Raw genomic sequence first — 17,662 nt, 5'->3', positions numbered from 1 at the left:
AAAAAAAGATAGAATTTAAAAACTTTAATGGAATGTAAAATTAATAAAAATCGCTCTTGATTTTAATGATTCTATATTTCCTGTCCAAGGACTATTAGGATCTTTGTCTCTAATTAATTCATCATTTATTCCAAAAACGCCGCGTATTGAAGGTGAAAAAATAAAGTATTCAGAGAATAAATCAATGCCAAAACCTAATTCATAATTAGGTGACCAAGCTTTTACTCTAAAACGCTGCTGTAAATTATCATCCTCCAGCTTAGCATTACTTGATAAATTTAATGTCGCTGATAATCCTCCTACAAGATAAGGACGAATATTTCCAGTTCTTAGAGATGAAAATTTCAATAATAAAGGAAAGTGGATATAGGTGCTATTCACCTCTCTAATAGCATCACTGCTTTTTACAAAATCAGGGTTGGACGGATAGTATAAGTCTCGTTTTGTATAATATAATCCCGGCTCAAATCTTAGATTAAAATATTCATGTAATTTTAAATCTGCTACAATTCCCACATTAAAACCGGTAGTTTTTTTTACTAAAATGTCTGGTGTTTCAGTTTTATAATCAATTTTGAAATCATAAGCATTAAACCCTAAATAGAAACCATAGTAAATTCTACTTTTTTGAAAATTTTCTAAATTGATAATTGGATCTTTACTAAAGATATTTTTTGACCCTTGAGCATATCCATAATAAGTACTGACAATTAACAAAAAGACAAATAGTTTTTTCATATTATTTTTTAGAAGCTGAATAAATAGTTGCCACTCCAAAAGTTTGCGGCAAAGCGACAACGTCTATAAACCCATTTTTCCTTAAAATATTGTTTAACGCTTCACCATAAGGAAAAGCCGCTGCTGATTCTGATAGATAACCATAGGCAACATTATCTTTAGAAAATAATTTTCCAATAATTGGAAGGATGTTCTTGCTGTAAAAATTGTAGCCTTGTTTAAAAGGAGTTTTTTCCGGAACGGATGTTTCTAAAATAACAAAAAGACCGTTTGGTTTCAAAACTCTCAAAATCTCTTGAAGTCCTTTATCTAAAGTTTCAAAGTTACGAACACCAAAAGCCACCGTGATAGCATCAAAATAATTATCTTCAAAAGACATATTCTCTGAATCACCAAGAATCATTTCAATTGTGTTAGATAAATTTTTGACAGCAATCTTTTTCTTCCCTACATCTAGCATTCCTGACGAGATATCTAAACCAATGATCTTTTCAGCATTAGTTTGCGCCATTAAAATGGCGAGGTCACCTGTTCCAGTTGCAATGTCTAAAATTATTTTTGGATTTGACTTCGAAACCATTTGAAGTACTTTTTTACGCCATTTAAGGTCAATACCAAACGAGATTACCCGATTTAGATTATCGTAATTTCCAGAAATAGTATCAAACATTTGTGCTACTTGTTCTTTTTTGCCTAAGGCAGAATCTTTATATGGAGTTATTTTTTCAGACATTTTTTTAATTTGGACAAAGATATAATAAACTTCAGTAACTTAAAATGTGTTTCGAAAATTGAGTAGGTTTTTGTTTTAATTCAAATGTAATTTTATAGCCATTTCAATAATTATTTTAAAATAGTATTTAATATTGAAATATCACTAAAAGTGGGTATTGCGTTTACTATTTTTATTCTTCAAATTTGTGATCTAATTAGTTAACCAAAAAAAATGATTAATAAAGAGTCGATGAGCCAAATCAAGTGGATTTTTTTAGCGCTGCTGATCTCATTTGTTCTTGTAAGTGTTTTTGAAAATACTGTTCTACAAAACGGTATTGATTATAATGCGCAACATACGTTCTTAGGATTAAATTTGTTTTTGGAAATTTTGATTTTTTTCGTTTTTAGTACCTTCGTGGTATTTGGTATTAAAGGCTTTTTTGAGATGTACTCTCAAAAAACAGCAAATATTATACTATCCTTTTCAGGCTCTATTTTAGTATTTGTAATTTTTGTTTTATGTTATCAAATACTCCTTCAAGACTAGGACATCGCTCTAATCATTGGTTAAAAAAAACATCCTGTAAAAAGGATGTTTTTTTTTATTTTCTAATGAAAGTTTGATAGGTGTAATCATAATTGTTCTTTTCGTCCTTCGCATTGAACTCTGATTCAATTATTTTCCATTCATGATCATTGATCTCGGGAAAGTACGCATCGGCATCAAAATTTTCATGTACTCGAGTTATTTCTAACTTATCTGCAAAGGGCATTCCTAAAGAATAAATTTCGCCACCGCCGATAATAAAAGAGTCTTCATTTTTTGGACAAGCTTTTAGCGCTTTTTCCATATTATCCACTACAATACAATTTTCAACTTGATAATTTTCCTGTCTAGTAATTATAATGTGCTTTCTATCTGGTAAAGGCTTGCCAAGGCTTTCATACGTTTTCCGACCCATAATAATATGATGGCCGGAGGTCAGTAATCTAAAACGTTTGTAATCATTAGGTAAATGCCAAATTATTTTATTGTCTTTTCCTAAAGCGTTATTTTCGGCTGCTGCCGCAATCATTATAATCATAGTGTTGTGCTATTTGTTGTTTCATCATTTGCTATTTGTATTTCCAATTCCTCTACTTTTTTCTTTTGTAATGCTACGAGACGATCGATTTGTTCGCGCTCCCAGTCTTTATTCATAAATCGATCAGTGATAAATATTTTGATAAAATGTAATATAAATAAAAATAGCCATATCGTAATAATCCATAAATACCATTCAGAAAGTACGGTACTGTTTAGAAAGTTGTGTCCTAAAAATAAAACTAAACTTCCTAGGACGAAGACAACAAAATGAGAATACAATCTCTTTTTTTGTTTAATTCTTCTTCTCGCATATTCATATTGCTCATGCAATTCTTTTTCCATCTTTTTAATTTTAGTTTATAAAGATAAAATTTATTTTCGAAATTAACAGTTTGAACGAACGTTTAATTAAACCGTAAAAGTCTGAAATATTAAAAATAATAAGTTTATTCTTAGTTAATTTTTTAATTCAATTATATTGTTGCACTCTTTCAACAATTATCTCAAACCTTTAAATGTAAAACTATATCGAAAAATATTTTCATTCTTTGTAACACAAACTAGCAAATGAATTAGTTATCTAGATTAAGAGTGATTTTTAATAAAAAACTAGTTTGTAAAGTTGCTCTATTAGTAATAGTAAAGAATACTAATAAAGCTTCTGTTCTAGGTGTTTAATAATTTGGACAGACCTAAAGTCAATTGCAGTAAATTGGTAAATCGGATTTTTAAAGAAGTTATTATTCACATTAAAGTTGTCGTGTATCAATAGATTCATATTAATGGTAGCTCCTTTGTCTATTTACCCACGGCAGAAATTTACAAATAAAATGAATTTACAGGAAATTAAAACGATGTTTTAGAATTTAACTAAAACATCGTTTTTTTATATTGCTACACTACCTTTTATTGCGGGGTGTGGGTCATATCCTTCAAGCGTGAAATCATCATAATCAAAATCAAAAATATTTCTGATTACAGGATTTAAAACCATTCTTGGTAATGGTCTTGTCTCGCGTGACAATTGTAATTCGAGCTGCTCAAAATGGTTGTTGTAAATATGTGCATCACCAAAAGTGTGTATAAATTCTCCCGGTTGCAGATCACAAACTTGCGCAATCATCATTGTTAATAATGCATAAGATGCAATATTAAAAGGTACACCTAGAAAAATGTCAGCACTTCGTTGATATAATTGACATGATAACTTTCCATCAGAAACATAAAACTGAAAAAAAGCGTGACATGGAGGTAATGCAGCTTTATTATTAGCGACATTTTCATCAAATGATATTTTAGTATCAGGAAGAACAGATGGATTCCAAGCGGACACTAGCATTCTACGACTATTAGGATTTGATTTAAGTTCAATAATAAGATCTGAAATTTGATCAATTTCCTCACTATTCCAGTTGCGCCATTGATGACCGTAAACAGGACCTAAATCACCGTTTTCATCAGCCCAAGCATCCCAGATTTTAACGCCATTCTCCTGAAGATATTTTATGTTTGTATCTCCTTTTAAAAACCAAAGTAACTCATAGATAATTGATTTAAGATGTAACTTTTTAGTTGTCACCATTGGAAAACCATCATTTAAATCAAAACGCATTTGATAACCAAAAACGCTTTTAGTCCCTGTTCCAGTTCGGTCTCCTTTTTGACTACCGTTTTCCATTACATGTTGTACTAAATCTATATACTGTTTCATTATGTTAAGCTATCGTAGAAAATACTAATTCTTATAAATTGTTCCATTTTTCATTACAAATACTACTTTTTCTAAAGATTTGATATTTGTTAAAGGACTTTCATTAACCGCAACAATATCAGCGAGAAAACCCTCTTTTAACTGACCTACTTCATTTCCAATTCCTAGTAACATCGCGTTTGTAATAGTAGCGGATTGTATTGCTGCTAAAGCTGGCATACCGGCATCAACCATATATCCAAATTCTTTTGCATTAGTGCCGTGAGCAAAAACTCCAGCGTCAGTCCCAAAAGCGATTTTTACACCCTTTTTATAAGCTTTAGCAAAAGTTGCTTTGATTTGCGGACCTACTTCTTTTGCTTTTGGAACCACAATGTCAGGATAATATCCTTGTATCTCAGCATTTTTCTGTACTTCCTTACCAGCGGTTAGTGTAGGAACGAGATATGAATCATATTTCTTCATCAATTCCATTGTTTCTTCACTCATGAAAGTGCCATGTTCAATGGTTTTTATTCCGCCAAGAATGGCTCTTTGCATTCCTTCATCTCCATGAGCATGCGCTGCAGTTAGCATATTATAATCCTTTGCTGTAGTTGTAATTGCTTTTATTTCATCCAATGAAAACTGCGGGTTTTTACCGCTTTTAGCTACACTCAAAACGCCACCTGTTGCGGTGATTTTTATTACGTCAGCTCCCTCTTTATATCTTTCTCTTACTGCCTTAACCGCTTCTTCTGGAGAATTGATTACGCCTTCATGAGGTCCAGGATCTCCCACTAACTTTCTATTACTACCATTAGTAGGGTCAGCGTGTCCGCCTGTTGTTGCAATAGCTTTTCCAGCAGTATATATTCTTGGTCCTTTTACAATTCCTTTATTGATTGCATTTCTGATGGATATATTAACCCCGGTTCCACCCAAGTCTCGTACAGTTGTAAAGCCTGCCAATAGCGTAACTTCAGCACAGCGAACGGCCTGAATAGCTATGTCAGCTTCATTGTCTAAATATTTAGACATGTAGCTTTTTGTATCGTGTTCTCCTTCAATATGAACGTGAAGATCAATAAGACCTGGTAAGACATATTTGTCCTTTAAATCAATTTCTACATCGGCCGCTTTCGGTTTTGGTATAAATCCATTTAAAATTTTCACAATTTTATTGTTAGAAACTACAATAGTTTGATTGGATAATTCAGTTCCGGAATTAGTATTTAACATTTTTCCGCAATGCAAATAATAGTCTTGTGAGAATGCTGCTGTTGAAAAAAACAGACTTGCTAAAATGAAGGTAATAGTTGGTTTCATAAAATAGTTTTGAGTCAATAGCCGTAAAAATAAGTAACTTTTTTATTAAAAGTTTTATTGCAGCAATTTATTTTATGAAAACGAAATAATGTTAGATAAGTACGGTTATCTTTTTGATATTTCATCCCTTATTTTTGCTGCCTTTTCATAATCTTCATTGGAAACAGCTTGATCTAGTAATTCATTTAATTCAGTCAAACTGTGTTTTGAATAGGTAGATCCTGATTGATTGCTTTCTTCTGCACGACCAAAAGTTTCGGGATTGGAAAGTACATCATCAAGATCTTGCGAATCTTGATTGCTGTCAGAAGGATTTGTTTTAAGATAAATTCCGGCTTTGTCTAAAATGTTTTTATAAGTAAAAATAGGAGCGTTAAAACGTAAAGCTAAGGCAATCGCATCAGAAGTCCTTGCATCTATAATTTCTTCTATTTTATCTCTTTCACAAATAATACTTGAGTAAAATACACCATCAACTAATTTATGAATAATGACCTGCTTGACAACAATATCAAAACGCTCAGCAAAATTTTTAAATAAATCGTGCGTAAGAGGACGTGGTGGTTTTATTTCTTTTTCGAGAGCTATTGCAATAGATTGAGCTTCAAAAGCACCAATAACGATGGGTAATTTACGTTCACCATCAACTTCATTCAATATTAGAGCGTATGCTCCATTTTGAGTTTGACTATAAGAAATTCCTTTTATGGATAATTTAACTAAGCTCATAATTATTTAATGAATAGGTCTGAATTCTCAAATTAGTAAAAAAGTTCGCATAAAAAAATGCTATCTAAATGCAAAGATACAAATATCTTATTTTTAGATAGCATTATTTAAAGTTTAATATAATCTACTAAATCTGCGCTTTGAAAGCTTTAAATTTTTCAATTAATTTAGGTACAATTTCAAATGCATCGCCTACAATTCCGTAATCAGCAACCTTAAAAAATGGTGCTTCAGGATCACTATTAATAACCACTTTTACTTTAGACGAATTGATTCCAGCTATATGCTGAATAGCGCCTGAAATTCCTATTGCAATATAAAGGTTTGTCGCAACTGGTTTTCCTGTTTGACCAACGTGTTCTCCATGAGGTCTCCATCCTAAATCAGAAACTGGTTTCGAACAAGCAGTTGCAGCCCCAAGGACTGTTGCTAACTCTTCTACCATGCCCCAGTTTTCTGGACCTTTAAGACCACGACCTGCAGAAACTACAATATCTGCATCAGCAATAGATACTTTTCCTGATATTTTTTCTACTGATTCCACTTTTACACCAAAGTCATTTTCTCCAATAATTGGATTAAAATCTTCTTGGGTTAGAGTGCTCGGAGTTTCAAAAATACCATAAGAATTTTTGGCTAAGCCTAAAACTTTTATCTCAGTTTCGATTTCCGTTGTGTTAAAAGCCTTGTTTGAAAATGCTGTTCTCTTTACTAAGAATGGTGATGTTGAAATGGGTAAGCCTACAACATTCGATGCATAACCTGCTTCTAATGCAACAGCCACAAATGATGCTAAGTAAACGCTATCAGTGGTTGATGATAATAATACTAATTTCACATTTTCTTTTATCGCAGCTTGCTTGATGACATCAGCATAAGCTTTCGCAGTAAATCCAGATAATTTATCATTATTTACCTTAAGAACTTTATCTACACCATATTTTGCAAGTTCTGAAACATCACCTGCATTTATAGTGACAGCTGTTACAGTTGTACCAAGAGTTTCAGCAACTTTTTTTGCGTAAGAAGCTAATTCAAAAGCTACTTTTTTAAATTTTCCTCCCGAAGCTTCGGGAGCGTATTCCGCGTATATTAATATTGACATAATAATTTTAGATTTTATATTAACGATTCTATATTTCAGATTTTAATCTGATTACAAAACTAAAGTTGGATTTAAGATTTTAACTTCTGATTTAAGATTTTAAATTAAAATTATAATTTTAGATTTTTTTACCATAAAAGTCAGAAATCATTAATCCTCAATCTAATTCTTAAATTACTTTTGCTTCGTTGTGTAATAAATTAATCAACTCATCAAGATTATCAGCATCAATCAATTTTACTGCTGATCGAGGTGCCGGTTTTTCAAATTTCATCGCTTTTGTGTTAACAGAAGCATCGATTGGTTCAAGCACAGTCAAAGTTTTTGATCTTGCAGTCATAATTCCTCTCATGTTTGGAATACGTAAATCTTTTTCCTCAACTAATCCTTTTTGTCCACCTATAATTAATGGTAATGTTGTGCTTACTGTTTCTTTTCCACCGTCTATTTCGCGGATTGCTTTTACAGTAACACCATCAACTGTGAGCTCAGTACAAGAATTTAGAAAGTTATAACCTAAAATTCCTGCAATCATTCCTGGAACCATTCCACCGTTATAATCTAAAGATTCTTTTCCAGCAATTATAAGATCATAAGCGCCATTTTTAATAACCTCTGCAAGTTGTTTTGCTACAAAAAAACCATCAGCAGGATCGGCATTTACACGAATTGCTTCGTTAGCGCCTATTGCTAAAGCTTTTCTTAAAGTTGGCTCTGTTTCAGGTCCACCCACATTTACAACTGTAACTGTTGCACCTTGTTTTTCTTGAAACCAAATCGCACGCGTAAGACCAAATTCGTCATTTGGATTAATAACATATTGAACGCCATTTGTATCAAATTCAGAATCGCCGTTGATAAAGTTGATTTTTGAAGTAGTATCAGGAACATGACTGATGCAAACTAATATTTTCATAAGTATATTTTTATTTATTCTTAATTTCTTTTACAAATTTAAAATATTAAATCGAATAATATACTATGCGTGCATAATATTTATTTGTTAAACTATTACGTTATCGTATTTTTAATTTATTCTATAATTAGCGAAAGCTAGAATTTACTTTACACTATATTTTTTTTAAAAGAAAAAAATTTATTTAAAGTATTTTCTAGATCCTCCATTAAAAACATAAAAATTTTTAAGTAAAAATTTCATTAAAGATTTTCGCTGCTGATATTTTAAATCGATTATTATAGCGTGACTCCATATTACGGTGAAATTCCCAAACAATTAGAAGTATTTACCAAGGATGGTTTGCGCCGAAAAAGAGCAACTACCATCAACACAACGACTGCTGAGGTGACCCAAATAAAAAACTACAGTGCAGCTGACAAAATAGCGCTTACCGACATTGTTTATGATGGCTTCGGAAACCTGCAAAAAACAACAGTACCTGCTAATTACATAGGCCAACGCATGACGATGAATTATGTGTACGATGGCGAGTACCATCAGTTTTTGACTGAAATTAAAGATGCTTTTGGGTGCAAAAAAAAATGGAATACGATTACCGTTTTGAGATTCCGCTTAAAACCACCGATCGTAACGATCAAAGCAACGAATATACAATTGACGCCATTGGTCGTCCAGCGACTATTCGCGGGCCATACGAAATTGCGAGTGGCAAGCCGTACACGATTGCCTATGATTATTTCCCAAACGCCAAAGTGCCGTATGCGGAAACTAGAAATTACGATCCTGAACTAGACAAGGACATCGTAACCTACACTTATAACGATGGTTTGGGTAGAGCCTTGCAGGTCAAGAAAACAGCCAGTTTGTTTACTGCCGCGGGAAGTCCCGATCAAGAAGCGTAAATTGTTTCTGGAAAAGTGATTTATGACGGTTTGGGTCGTCCAACATCTAGTTCTTATCCAACAACCACAATAAAGGCTGATTTTAGTGCTCCCATCTCAAATGTTACTGCAACAACAACGAAATATCACGAGGTAGGTCGTGCCGTCAAAGTAACTTTACCATATGGGAGTGCCAATGCAACTTTGTTTAAAATGGACAATTACAATGGCGTTCCTATGATGCTCACAACACAAACTGATGCATTGTGCAAAATCAGTCAATTGCAAACGGATGTCAAAAGAAGAAATGTAGTAATTAAACTCAACGGTTTTACAAACCTATATTTCGCAGTTCAAATAAGATACTTTGAACCGCATCCAAAAAATGACTTACATTGATGGCGAAGTAGTCAATTATGCTTATAATCAAGCAGGAAACTTGCAAAGCATGCACGGAAAAAAAGAAAGTCATACCTACGATTATATCAAACAATTGGCGTACGATGAGTTTGAGCAACGTAAGTATTTGAAATATGGAAACGATACCGAAACGGATTATACCTATGATCCAACGATGCGCCGATTGCAGCAACTGCAAGCCAAAAGTGGCGCGAGGCAAATAATGAACAATTCTTACGGCTATGATTTGGTTGGAAATGTATTGAATATCAAAAATAGCGCTCCTATTATCAATAACACTTTGGGAGGAACTTCCAACCACGATTACCAATACGATGATTTTTACCCCTTAAAGAGTGTAAAAGCAACCTATCAAGGGGAGTTTACCAAAGCGAGTTATGAGCTGAACATGAGCTATAACAAAATGCACAACATCACCAAGAAAGACTTGTTACATACGGTCAACAACGAACAAAAAGGCTATGTTTTAGATTATAATTACGATAATGAGGCACATCCGAATGCTCCAAATAAAATTACTGAAGCAGGTAAAACGCAGCCAAGAGAGTATGTTTATGATGGTAACGGAAATCCAACAAGCTATACGGAAGATAAAAGTTTTAGAAAAATGACGTGGGACGAAGAAAACCGACTTATGGGAATCAATGACAACGGACGAAAGAGACCTAAAAAGCAGTGGAGATAGCCAGAACGTAGCCATCAACGGTCAAACGGCAGTTGCCATTATTCATAGAGATGATTATACAAATTATTTAAGCTCGTATTTTGTGATTAGTAAAGGGAAATTTAATGTACATTATTTTGAAAGATTAGGGCCTATTGTGAGCAAACTAGGAAATGGAGCTTTTGCACAACCACTAAAAATTACCGCAGGAAGTGTGAATTACACTCAACGAACGGCAGCAGAACAAAAAGCGCTAGACAATTATGTCAAAAGCTTAGGCGTTCCACCGGGACCACCTACTCAACAAGGTATTTATGCCACACCCGAGTATACAGGCGATCCTTACCCGAGTGAAGTTTTAAAACCCGTTGAAGAAAACCAAGAACCGCCAGAAGGTTGGCCACGAAATCCTATTTTCAATAAACCAGGAGGAGTGCCGGGACCGCCGGTACAATTTGGCCCACCCATAAACCCTGAAACGGTGCAAGCCGCCGAAGGTTTTACAGGAATTGGACTGCCAGAGAATGAAATTTTTTATTTTCACCCTGATCATTTATCTCATTCGTTTATATTTGTCATTGGTATTCGATGAACTTCGTTTGGGAAGCACTTCGTATATTAGCACCCGAAACGGAAGCATAAGCCAGCATGTGGAGTACATAGCCTTTGGAGAGGTTTTATTTGAGGAGCATGTAAGCTCATTTTCTTCGCCTTATTTGTTTAATGGAAAAGAATTGGATAGAGAAACGAATCTTAGCTATTATGGGGCGAGGTATCTGGATATGAAGACCTCACTTTGGCTAAATGTTGATCCACCGGCAGAAAAATTTCCTAGTATGTCGCCATATAACTTTTGCTTTAATAATCCTTTAATATTTGTAGATCCTGATGGTCGTGCTCCTGATTGGCATGAAGACGCTAATAATAAAAACGTACTAATTAAAGACAAAGGAGACAATGCTGAAACTTTAAGGGAGTATGTAAACAAAAACGATAAAGATGCTGACCTTACTAAATCTGCATCCGAAACTTTATATTCCAGCATGAAAGACAATAAGGTAAATATTGATAAATTAAATCCTGAAACATTAAATCAGAATAAATATAATTATAATTATCCAGGATCTGATAAACCTGATCGCTCGGATATGTCGACAACGATAGCCCAGATCGCTCGGCTATGTAGATAACGATAGCGCATATTTGCAATCTGTGCCCGCAAAGTTAAGCAAGTAAGAAATGAGTATAAAAAAACCGAGCAATTTGCTCGGTTTTTTGTGTTTTACAGAGAAAATTTTCCTAAAACCCGATTGCGCGGATTTGCAATCCGTGCCCACAAAGTTGAGCAAGTAAACCAAAGAAAAACCAAGCATAATTGTTTAGTTTTTGTGTTATATAAGTTTCAATTCAGAAAGTAATTTTGAAAATTAATGAACAATTCTCATAAAATAGTTCTTTATGAAACCCGATTGCGCGGATTTGCAATCCGTGCCCACAAAGTTGAGCAAGTAAACCAAAGAAAAACCAAGTATAATTGTTTAGTTTTTGTGTTATATAAGTTTCAATTCAGAAAGTAATTTTGAAAATTAATGAACAATTCTTATAAAATAGTTCTCCCGATTGCGCGGATTTGCAATCCGTGCCCACAAAGTTGAGCAATTAAACCAAAGAAAAACCAAGCATAATTGTTTAGTTTTTGTGTTATATAAGTTTCAATTCAGAAAGTAATTTTGAAAATTAATGAACAATTCTCATAAAATAGTTCTTTATGAAGCCGAAAACCCTAGCCCAGATAGAAGGGAAAATCCTTTTTTATTCGCCGCGGCGGACAAACAAGATTGGAATGATAGCTGGAAATAGCTCCTACAATAAATATTTATATCTCACTTATGCCTAGGATGGAGAGCAGATCATAAAAAGTACTATCCGCAATCAAAACATTTGCGCAAACGAGCAAGCTATTATCATATCGATCTTTCTTTGTGTGCCAGTGGACTTATTCCTACTTTACAATCAATAAAAAAAGTGTTTTGAAGATGGCATGTACTATTACCAAATTTAAAAAGGATACTCTAATACGACCATTGTAAATTACAATAGGTGCAGACAATTAATTCTTACTCGACACTAAATAGAAGAGAACGCTGAATAAAATTTCAAAGAATTGTAAACATTTGACAGCACCACTTTAGCGAGTTTCAAATTCGTAATAGAAGTAAAATTGTCGCTTAAAATAACACCAAAGGTGGCATGATTATTTTAATTAATTTTATGCTTTAAAGTGATTTAAAATAATTAATTTTGCTGTTCGAAAAATTAGACACTTACAACATAATAATATGAGAACGATACAATTTAGAGAAGCCATTTGCGAAGCGATGAGTGAGGAAATGCGTCATGACGAATCTATATATTTAATGGGCGAGGAAGTTGCAGAATATAATGGTGCTTACAAAGCGTCTAAAGGAATGCTTGCTGAATTTGGTGAGAAAAGAGTTATTGATACTCCTATCGCTGAGCTAGGTTTTACAGGTATTGCCGTAGGATCAGCTATGAATGGTTGTAGACCTATTGTGGAATATATGACATTCAACTTTTGTTTAGTGGGTATTGACCAAATCATCAACAACGCTGCTAAAATGCGCCAAATGACAGGTGGACAATTTAATGTTCCTATTGTTTTTCGTGGTCCTACAGCTTCTGCAGGACAATTAGGAGCTACACACTCTCAAGCATTGGAAAACTGGTTTGCAAACACACCGGGTCTTAAAGTAGTTGTTCCATCTACAGTTTATGATGCTAAGGGGTTGTTGAAAGCTGCAATTCGTGATAATGATCCTGTAATATTTATGGAATCAGAGCAAATGTACGGCGACAAGGGCGAAGTGCCAGATGGTGAATATATTATTCCACTTGGAGTTGCTGATATTAAACGTGAAGGTACTGATGTAACGATCGTTTCTTTTGGAAAAATTATCAAAGAGGCTCACATTGCTGCTGACGAATTAGCGAAAGAAGGAATTTCTTGTGAAATTATCGACTTAAGAACTGTTCGTCCTATGGATTATGATGCGATTTTAACCTCTGTTCGAAAAACAAATCGCTTAGTTGTTCTTGAAGAAGCTTGGCCGTTTGCTAGTGTAGCTTCAGAGATAACGTATATTGTTCAAGAGCGTGCTTTTGACTTTCTTGATGCGCCTATACAACGTATTACAACAGCTGATACCCCAGCGCCTTACTCTCCAGTATTACTAAAAGAGTGGTTGCCAAATTCAAATGATGTAATTAAAGCAGTAAAAAAAGTAATGTATAAAAAGTAATAATATTTGATAATTGATTGAAGAGAAATTTAATAATTTCAGCTGATAAGATTGATTAATCAAAAGCGTTTATTAACTATATTTGAAACTTCATCAATGAGTATTTGATGAAGTTTTTTTTTTTGAATAATTATGAAAAGCAATTTCTTATTTTTCCTGTATTTTGTGATGTTTTTCACGACAACAATATTCGCACAAACTAAAGTGAGTGGTGTTGTACTAGATAAGCAAAACCAGCCAATTCCATTTGCTACTGTAGTTTTTAAAAATTCCAGTGAAGGAATTGTAGCAAATGAAGATGGTTTGTTTTATCTCGAATCTTCTAAAACATATCCTGTTTTGTTAATTTCCTCTGTTGGGTATTCTGAGCGTGAAGTTACTTTAGATAAATTAGCAACTTACAACATGAAAATTCAGTTAAGCGGAGCTGAAAGTTTAAATGAAGTTGTCATTTACACCGGTAAAACCTCAAAAAAAAATAACCCAGCTTTAGATATCCTGAGAAAAATTTGGGAGAAAAAAAGAAAAAATGGGCTCTATTTATTTAATCAATATCAGTTAGAAAAATACGAAAAAATAGAATTTGATTTGAATTCTATTGATAGTGCTTTTATGAAAAGTAAGTTGTTCAACGGAATGGAATTTATTTTTAACAAAATGGACACTTCAAAAATTACTGGTAAAACCTACTTGCCCATTTTTGTAAATGAAACATTGGCAGATGTCTATGGTGATTTGAAATTGAAAAAAGTAAAAGAAAAATTAAAAGCTAGTAAAACATCCGGTTTTAATGGAAATCAGCAAATTTTAAGTTTTGTAAAAGACTTGTATTCTAACTATGATATTTATGATAATTACCTAACTTTTTTTGACAAAAGTTTTACAAGTCCACTCTCTAAAACGGGTATTGATGTTTATAATTATGTCCTGAGAGATAGCGCTTTTATTGATAAAAAATGGTGTTACAATATTGTTTTTTATCCAAGACGTAAAAATGAACTTACTTTTAAAGGTGATTTTTGGGTAAACGATTCTACATACGCAATCAAAAAAATTAATTTAGCAGTGACTAAAAGTGCTAATATAAACTGGGTTAAGGATATCTATTTAGAACAAGAATTTGAAGTAGTCAGCGACTCTGTTTTTCTATTGACTAAGGATTATTTAATGTCTGATTTTGCTTTAAACAAAAAAGAAAAGTCGAAGGGAATTTATGGAAAACGGACCTCTTATTTTAGAGATCATAAATTTAATATAGAAAAACCAACATCTTTTTATAAAGATGAGGTCAATTATATGGATCCTGAAGTCTATAATAAGTCAGATGAATATTGGGATGACAATCGCTTTGAGAACTTATCTAAGGATGAAATAGGTGTTTACAAAATGCTTGATACATTACAAACCGTCAAGCGATTCAAACAGATATACAGCACCGTTCAAGTTTTAGCGAGTGGTTTTATCCAATATGGCAATTTCGATTATGGACCTATTTTCTCCACATTTGGATATAATGTTGTTGAAGGTGCACGATTGCGAGTAGGTGGTCGAACCTATTTTGGAACAAGTGATTCCTGGAGACTTCAAGGTTACACAGCTTATGGTTTTAAAGATGATAAATTTAAATACGGATTTTCTGGAAAATGGATGGTAGATAAAAAGAATCGAATTATTTTATCTGGTGGAAATAGACGTGATATTGAGCAAATAGGCGCGAGTCTAACTACAACCTATGATATTTTAGGTAGAAGTTTTGCGTCTTCCTCTGTATTCTCATCGGGAAGCAACGGAAAATTGACTAATATCAATTTAAGTAACGTGGCTGTAGAAATGGAACCCGTTAAAAATTTGACCTTCCAAACCGGTTTTTCTTATCGCACACTTGAGTCGGCTTCACCCACTTTTAGTCTCGATTATTTTACAGATATTGCTAATGGAGTTACTAAAAGTGACGTAAAACAGTCAGAAGTTAGCCTTCAAGTTGAATATACTCCTAAAAGAAAAACAATTGGATTTGCTGTCGAAAGAGAGAATGTAGATAGTCCCTACACTCGATTTTTTGTAAATTATAGTCATGGTTTTAAGGGCTTGTTAGATAGTGATTTTCAATACGATAAATTACAATTATATTATAAACAGCCTATAATTATAGGTCCATTAGGTCGCAGCAACATTATTGTTGAGGTTGGAAAAACTTTTGGTACCGTTCCCTTAGGATTGATGAGTGTGATACCTGGAAATCAAACTTTCTTTACAATAGAGAACACTTTTAGCAATCTAAATTTTTATGAATTTGTCTCTGATCAATATGCAACGTTGCAATGGAATCATAATTTTAGTGGTCGTCTTTTTTCTAGAATTCCATTTATGCGCAAACTTAATTGGAGAGAAATCGTTTCAGTGAAAGGAGTTTATGGTACTATTTCTGATGCAAATCGCGCGGTAAATGCATCCGGTTTAGTATATAATGCGCCCGAAAAAGGATATTGGGAATATAGCGCAGGCATTGGGAATATTTTTAAGTTATTCCGTATTGACTTTGCGTGGCGAGGGAACTATCTAAATGTTCCAGATACAAATCGTTTTACAGTAAAAGGATCCTTTGGTTTCAATTTTTAGAAGCTATTTTTTCCGAATTTGCAAGAGAAATCAGCTGTTTTTTTTGCAGTTCCTACAAATTACTTTTTAAAAAGGATACTCTTTCCATTCAAGCTTAAAATCCAGTAGATTATGCAGCACGCTTTTGACTATTTGATAGAGAAGGACATTATTTTCAAAACTATTGTGAAACAATTTGGATTGCCTACTATTCCCAGACGACCGCAAGGATTCGAAACCTTAGTGCTGCTAATCTTAGAGCAGCAAGTTTCTATTGATTCTGCTAAAGCAACATTCACAAAAATAAAAAGTAACGTAAACGCCATTGAGCCTGAGGTTTTAGTTTCGATTTCAACTGAGGAATTAAGGAATTTTGGTGTAAGCCGTCAAAAAGCGACTTACATTAAAGCATTGGCGACAGCTGTATTAGCTCGCGAAATTGATTTAGAAAACTTAGCAACTCAAACGGCATCGCAAGTTCGAGAGCAACTTATTAAAATAAAAGGAATAGGAAACTGGACCATTGATGTTTACTTAATGTTTTGCTTACAAGAACCTGATCTTCTGCCATTGGGCGATGTCGCGGTGGTAAATACTATAAAAGAATTACTTGATCTTCACGGTAAAGAAGAGATGGAGGTCTACGCTATAAACTGGAGTCCCTATCGCTCATTTGCAACCTTTTTACTATGGCACTATTATCTTAAAAAGCGCAATAGAACGGTGGAGTATTAGAACTTACATACGGACTTTTGTGAACTTTATTCGCATCAAACATTTTATTGTAAAAAAGAGATAGATTACCTACTTTTGCACCCTTAATTATAGAAAAGAAAAAGAAAAATGACGGCAGACAAATTAATAACTTTCGATGTTTTAATCGAAATACCAAGAGGAAGTAGAAATAAATATGAATATGATTTCGAAATAAAAAGAATGCGTTTTGATAGAATGTTATTTTCCTCAATGATGTATCCTGCTGATTACGGTTTTATCCCTGAAACTTTGGCTTTGGATGGAGATCCGTTAGATGTTCTAGTTTTAGTAAATGAGCCTACTTTTCCAGGCTGTGTTATGGAAGTTAAACCGATAGGTGTTTTCCACATGGCTGATGATAAAGGACCAGATGAAAAAGTGATTTGCGTTCCCGTTTCAGACCCAATTTGGAATTCACTAAACGATTTATCTGACATGAATCCGCATTTATTAAAAGAAATTGAACACTTCTTTCAAGTTTACAAAGACTTAGAAAATAAAAGTGTAGATGTTGGTGGTTGGGGAGATGTTCACGAAGCTTATGATATTATTAAGAAATGTACAGAACGTTTTGATCAAATTGAAAACAAACCAGAAGGATTATTTAGTATTAAGTAAATAATTTTCAAGATTTGTATAAAAAAAGCAATACTCCGTCAAGAGTATTGCTTTTTTTGTTTATTTTCGTTTCCTAGGTTAGATAATTATA

At 33.5% G+C, this 17,662-nt stretch carries 19 protein-coding genes; 10 read left to right on the top strand and 9 right to left on the bottom strand.

The genetic code is table 11. The features are described 5' to 3' along the window. Nucleotides 1–24 precede the first annotated feature (24 nt). The gene (gene porT / locus BUA99_RS03085; RefSeq protein WP_072988155.1) at nucleotides 25–738 is read right to left on the bottom strand and encodes a type IX secretion/gliding motility protein PorT/SprT; all 714 of its coding nucleotides are present in this window, start codon (nucleotides 736–738) and stop codon (nucleotides 25–27) included. Nucleotide 739: 1 nt separating this feature from the next. After that, nucleotides 740–1,471, bottom strand: coding sequence for a bifunctional demethylmenaquinone methyltransferase/2-methoxy-6-polyprenyl-1,4-benzoquinol methylase UbiE (gene ubiE / locus BUA99_RS03080; RefSeq protein WP_072988152.1), 732 nt, complete (start codon nucleotides 1,469–1,471; stop codon nucleotides 740–742). A gap of 213 nt (nucleotides 1,472–1,684) precedes the next feature. On the opposite strand from ubiE, the gene BUA99_RS03075 reads away from it, so the two are divergent. After that, nucleotides 1,685–2,002: a hypothetical protein gene (locus BUA99_RS03075; RefSeq protein WP_234972893.1), complete on the top strand. Its 318-nt coding sequence runs from the start codon at nucleotides 1,685–1,687 to the stop codon at nucleotides 2,000–2,002. Nucleotides 2,003–2,057: 55 nt separating this feature from the next. On the opposite strand, the gene BUA99_RS03070 is transcribed toward BUA99_RS03075, so the two are convergent. From BUA99_RS03070 to BUA99_RS03040, 7 genes are all read right to left on the bottom strand, one after another. Continuing rightward, nucleotides 2,058–2,540 carry a dihydrofolate reductase gene (locus tag BUA99_RS03070; RefSeq protein ID WP_072988149.1) on the bottom strand — a complete coding sequence of 161 codons (483 nt, stop codon included), beginning with the start codon at nucleotides 2,538–2,540 and terminating at the stop codon, nucleotides 2,058–2,060. Further along, a complete protein-coding gene (locus tag BUA99_RS03065; protein ID WP_072988146.1) occupies nucleotides 2,537–2,884 on the bottom strand; it encodes a 2TM domain-containing protein in 348 nt (115 codons plus the stop codon). Before BUA99_RS03065 ends, BUA99_RS03070 begins: the two co-directional genes overlap by 4 nt. Nucleotides 2,885–3,428: 544 nt before the next feature. Beyond that, on the bottom strand, nucleotides 3,429–4,253 hold the full coding sequence (locus BUA99_RS03060) for a thymidylate synthase (protein WP_072988144.1): 825 nt from the start codon (nucleotides 4,251–4,253) through the stop codon (nucleotides 3,429–3,431). A gap of 24 nt (nucleotides 4,254–4,277) precedes the next feature. Then, on the bottom strand, nucleotides 4,278–5,561 hold the full coding sequence (locus tag BUA99_RS03055; protein ID WP_072988141.1) for a metal-dependent hydrolase family protein: 1,284 nt from the start codon (nucleotides 5,559–5,561) through the stop codon (nucleotides 4,278–4,280). A 105-nt stretch (nucleotides 5,562–5,666) separates the two neighbouring features. After that, on the bottom strand, nucleotides 5,667–6,290 hold the full coding sequence (locus BUA99_RS03050; RefSeq protein WP_072988138.1) for a bifunctional nuclease family protein: 624 nt from the start codon (nucleotides 6,288–6,290) through the stop codon (nucleotides 5,667–5,669). Between the two features lie 127 nt (nucleotides 6,291–6,417). Then, the gene (locus BUA99_RS03045; protein WP_072988135.1) at nucleotides 6,418–7,395 is read right to left on the bottom strand and encodes an electron transfer flavoprotein subunit alpha/FixB family protein; all 978 of its coding nucleotides are present in this window, start codon (nucleotides 7,393–7,395) and stop codon (nucleotides 6,418–6,420) included. Nucleotides 7,396–7,564: 169 nt separating this feature from the next. Further along, on the bottom strand, nucleotides 7,565–8,311 hold the full coding sequence (locus tag BUA99_RS03040; RefSeq protein WP_072988132.1) for an electron transfer flavoprotein subunit beta/FixA family protein: 747 nt from the start codon (nucleotides 8,309–8,311) through the stop codon (nucleotides 7,565–7,567). A gap of 584 nt (nucleotides 8,312–8,895) precedes the next feature. On the opposite strand from BUA99_RS03040, the gene BUA99_RS03035 reads away from it, so the two are divergent. From BUA99_RS03035 to BUA99_RS02995, 9 genes are all read left to right on the top strand, one after another. Further along, complete coding sequence (locus tag BUA99_RS03035) at nucleotides 8,896–9,216, top strand: hypothetical protein (protein ID WP_072988129.1); 321 nt, start codon at nucleotides 8,896–8,898, stop codon at nucleotides 9,214–9,216. 15 nt (nucleotides 9,217–9,231) lie between these two features. Further along, entirely contained in the window at nucleotides 9,232–9,594 is a 363-nt protein-coding gene (locus tag BUA99_RS03030; RefSeq protein ID WP_072988126.1) for a hypothetical protein, read from the top strand. After that, the gene (locus tag BUA99_RS03025) at nucleotides 9,581–10,300 is read left to right on the top strand and encodes a hypothetical protein (RefSeq protein ID WP_072988124.1); all 720 of its coding nucleotides are present in this window, start codon (nucleotides 9,581–9,583) and stop codon (nucleotides 10,298–10,300) included. The genes BUA99_RS03030 and BUA99_RS03025 overlap by 14 nt, the downstream gene beginning before the upstream one ends. Then, nucleotides 10,260–10,871, top strand: a complete 612-nt coding sequence (locus BUA99_RS03020; protein WP_072988121.1) for a hypothetical protein — start codon at nucleotides 10,260–10,262, stop codon at nucleotides 10,869–10,871. The genes BUA99_RS03025 and BUA99_RS03020 overlap by 41 nt, the downstream gene beginning before the upstream one ends. Beyond that, a complete protein-coding gene (locus BUA99_RS03015; protein ID WP_234972892.1) occupies nucleotides 10,852–11,469 on the top strand; it encodes an RHS repeat domain-containing protein in 618 nt (205 codons plus the stop codon). The genes BUA99_RS03020 and BUA99_RS03015 overlap by 20 nt, the downstream gene beginning before the upstream one ends. A 1,149-nt stretch (nucleotides 11,470–12,618) precedes the next feature. Then, a complete protein-coding gene (locus BUA99_RS03010) occupies nucleotides 12,619–13,599 on the top strand; it encodes a pyruvate dehydrogenase complex E1 component subunit beta (protein ID WP_072988115.1) in 981 nt (326 codons plus the stop codon). Nucleotides 13,600–13,731: 132 nt separating this feature from the next. Beyond that, on the top strand, nucleotides 13,732–16,218 hold the full coding sequence (locus BUA99_RS03005) for a DUF5686 family protein (RefSeq protein WP_072988112.1): 2,487 nt from the start codon (nucleotides 13,732–13,734) through the stop codon (nucleotides 16,216–16,218). Between the two features lie 111 nt (nucleotides 16,219–16,329). Continuing rightward, entirely contained in the window at nucleotides 16,330–16,932 is a 603-nt protein-coding gene (locus tag BUA99_RS03000) for a DNA-3-methyladenine glycosylase family protein (protein WP_072988109.1), read from the top strand. 108 nt (nucleotides 16,933–17,040) lie between these two features. Further along, nucleotides 17,041–17,571 (top strand): inorganic diphosphatase, encoded by a 531-nt coding sequence (locus BUA99_RS02995; protein ID WP_072988106.1) that lies wholly within the window; start codon nucleotides 17,041–17,043, stop codon nucleotides 17,569–17,571. Nucleotides 17,572–17,662: the final 91 nt, after the last annotated feature.

It is taken from the genome of Flavobacterium segetis, from assembly GCF_900129575.1.
Lineage (GTDB): Bacteria > Bacteroidota > Bacteroidia > Flavobacteriales > Flavobacteriaceae > Flavobacterium > Flavobacterium segetis.
This window is presented reverse-complemented; position numbering and strand designations above follow the sequence as displayed.

What these genes read in the sequence shown, in the direction of transcription:
- BUA99_RS03025 (WP_072988124.1), top strand. Translation starts at nt 9,581, where the DNA reads ATGACTTACATTGATGGCGAAGTAGTCAATTATGCTTATAATCAAGCA.
- BUA99_RS03040 (WP_072988132.1), bottom strand. Translation starts at nt 8,311, where the DNA reads ATGAAAATATTAGTTTGCATCAGTCATGTTCCTGATACTACTTCAAAA.
- BUA99_RS02995 (WP_072988106.1), top strand. Translation starts at nt 17,041, where the DNA reads ATGACGGCAGACAAATTAATAACTTTCGATGTTTTAATCGAAATACCA.
- ubiE (WP_072988152.1), bottom strand. Translation starts at nt 1,471, where the DNA reads ATGTCTGAAAAAATAACTCCATATAAAGATTCTGCCTTAGGCAAAAAA.
- porT (WP_072988155.1), bottom strand. Translation starts at nt 738, where the DNA reads ATGAAAAAACTATTTGTCTTTTTGTTAATTGTCAGTACTTATTATGGA.
- BUA99_RS03005 (WP_072988112.1), top strand. Translation starts at nt 13,732, where the DNA reads ATGAAAAGCAATTTCTTATTTTTCCTGTATTTTGTGATGTTTTTCACG.
- BUA99_RS03000 (WP_072988109.1), top strand. Translation starts at nt 16,330, where the DNA reads ATGCAGCACGCTTTTGACTATTTGATAGAGAAGGACATTATTTTCAAA.
- BUA99_RS03060 (WP_072988144.1), bottom strand. Translation starts at nt 4,253, where the DNA reads ATGAAACAGTATATAGATTTAGTACAACATGTAATGGAAAACGGTAGT.
- BUA99_RS03065 (WP_072988146.1), bottom strand. Translation starts at nt 2,884, where the DNA reads ATGGAAAAAGAATTGCATGAGCAATATGAATATGCGAGAAGAAGAATT.
- BUA99_RS03035 (WP_072988129.1), top strand. Translation starts at nt 8,896, where the DNA reads ATGGAATACGATTACCGTTTTGAGATTCCGCTTAAAACCACCGATCGT.
- BUA99_RS03075 (WP_234972893.1), top strand. Translation starts at nt 1,685, where the DNA reads ATGATTAATAAAGAGTCGATGAGCCAAATCAAGTGGATTTTTTTAGCG.
- BUA99_RS03070 (WP_072988149.1), bottom strand. Translation starts at nt 2,540, where the DNA reads ATGATTATAATGATTGCGGCAGCAGCCGAAAATAACGCTTTAGGAAAA.
- BUA99_RS03010 (WP_072988115.1), top strand. Translation starts at nt 12,619, where the DNA reads ATGAGAACGATACAATTTAGAGAAGCCATTTGCGAAGCGATGAGTGAG.
- BUA99_RS03050 (WP_072988138.1), bottom strand. Translation starts at nt 6,290, where the DNA reads ATGAGCTTAGTTAAATTATCCATAAAAGGAATTTCTTATAGTCAAACT.
- BUA99_RS03045 (WP_072988135.1), bottom strand. Translation starts at nt 7,395, where the DNA reads ATGTCAATATTAATATACGCGGAATACGCTCCCGAAGCTTCGGGAGGA.
- BUA99_RS03020 (WP_072988121.1), top strand. Translation starts at nt 10,260, where the DNA reads ATGACAACGGACGAAAGAGACCTAAAAAGCAGTGGAGATAGCCAGAAC.
- BUA99_RS03055 (WP_072988141.1), bottom strand. Translation starts at nt 5,561, where the DNA reads ATGAAACCAACTATTACCTTCATTTTAGCAAGTCTGTTTTTTTCAACA.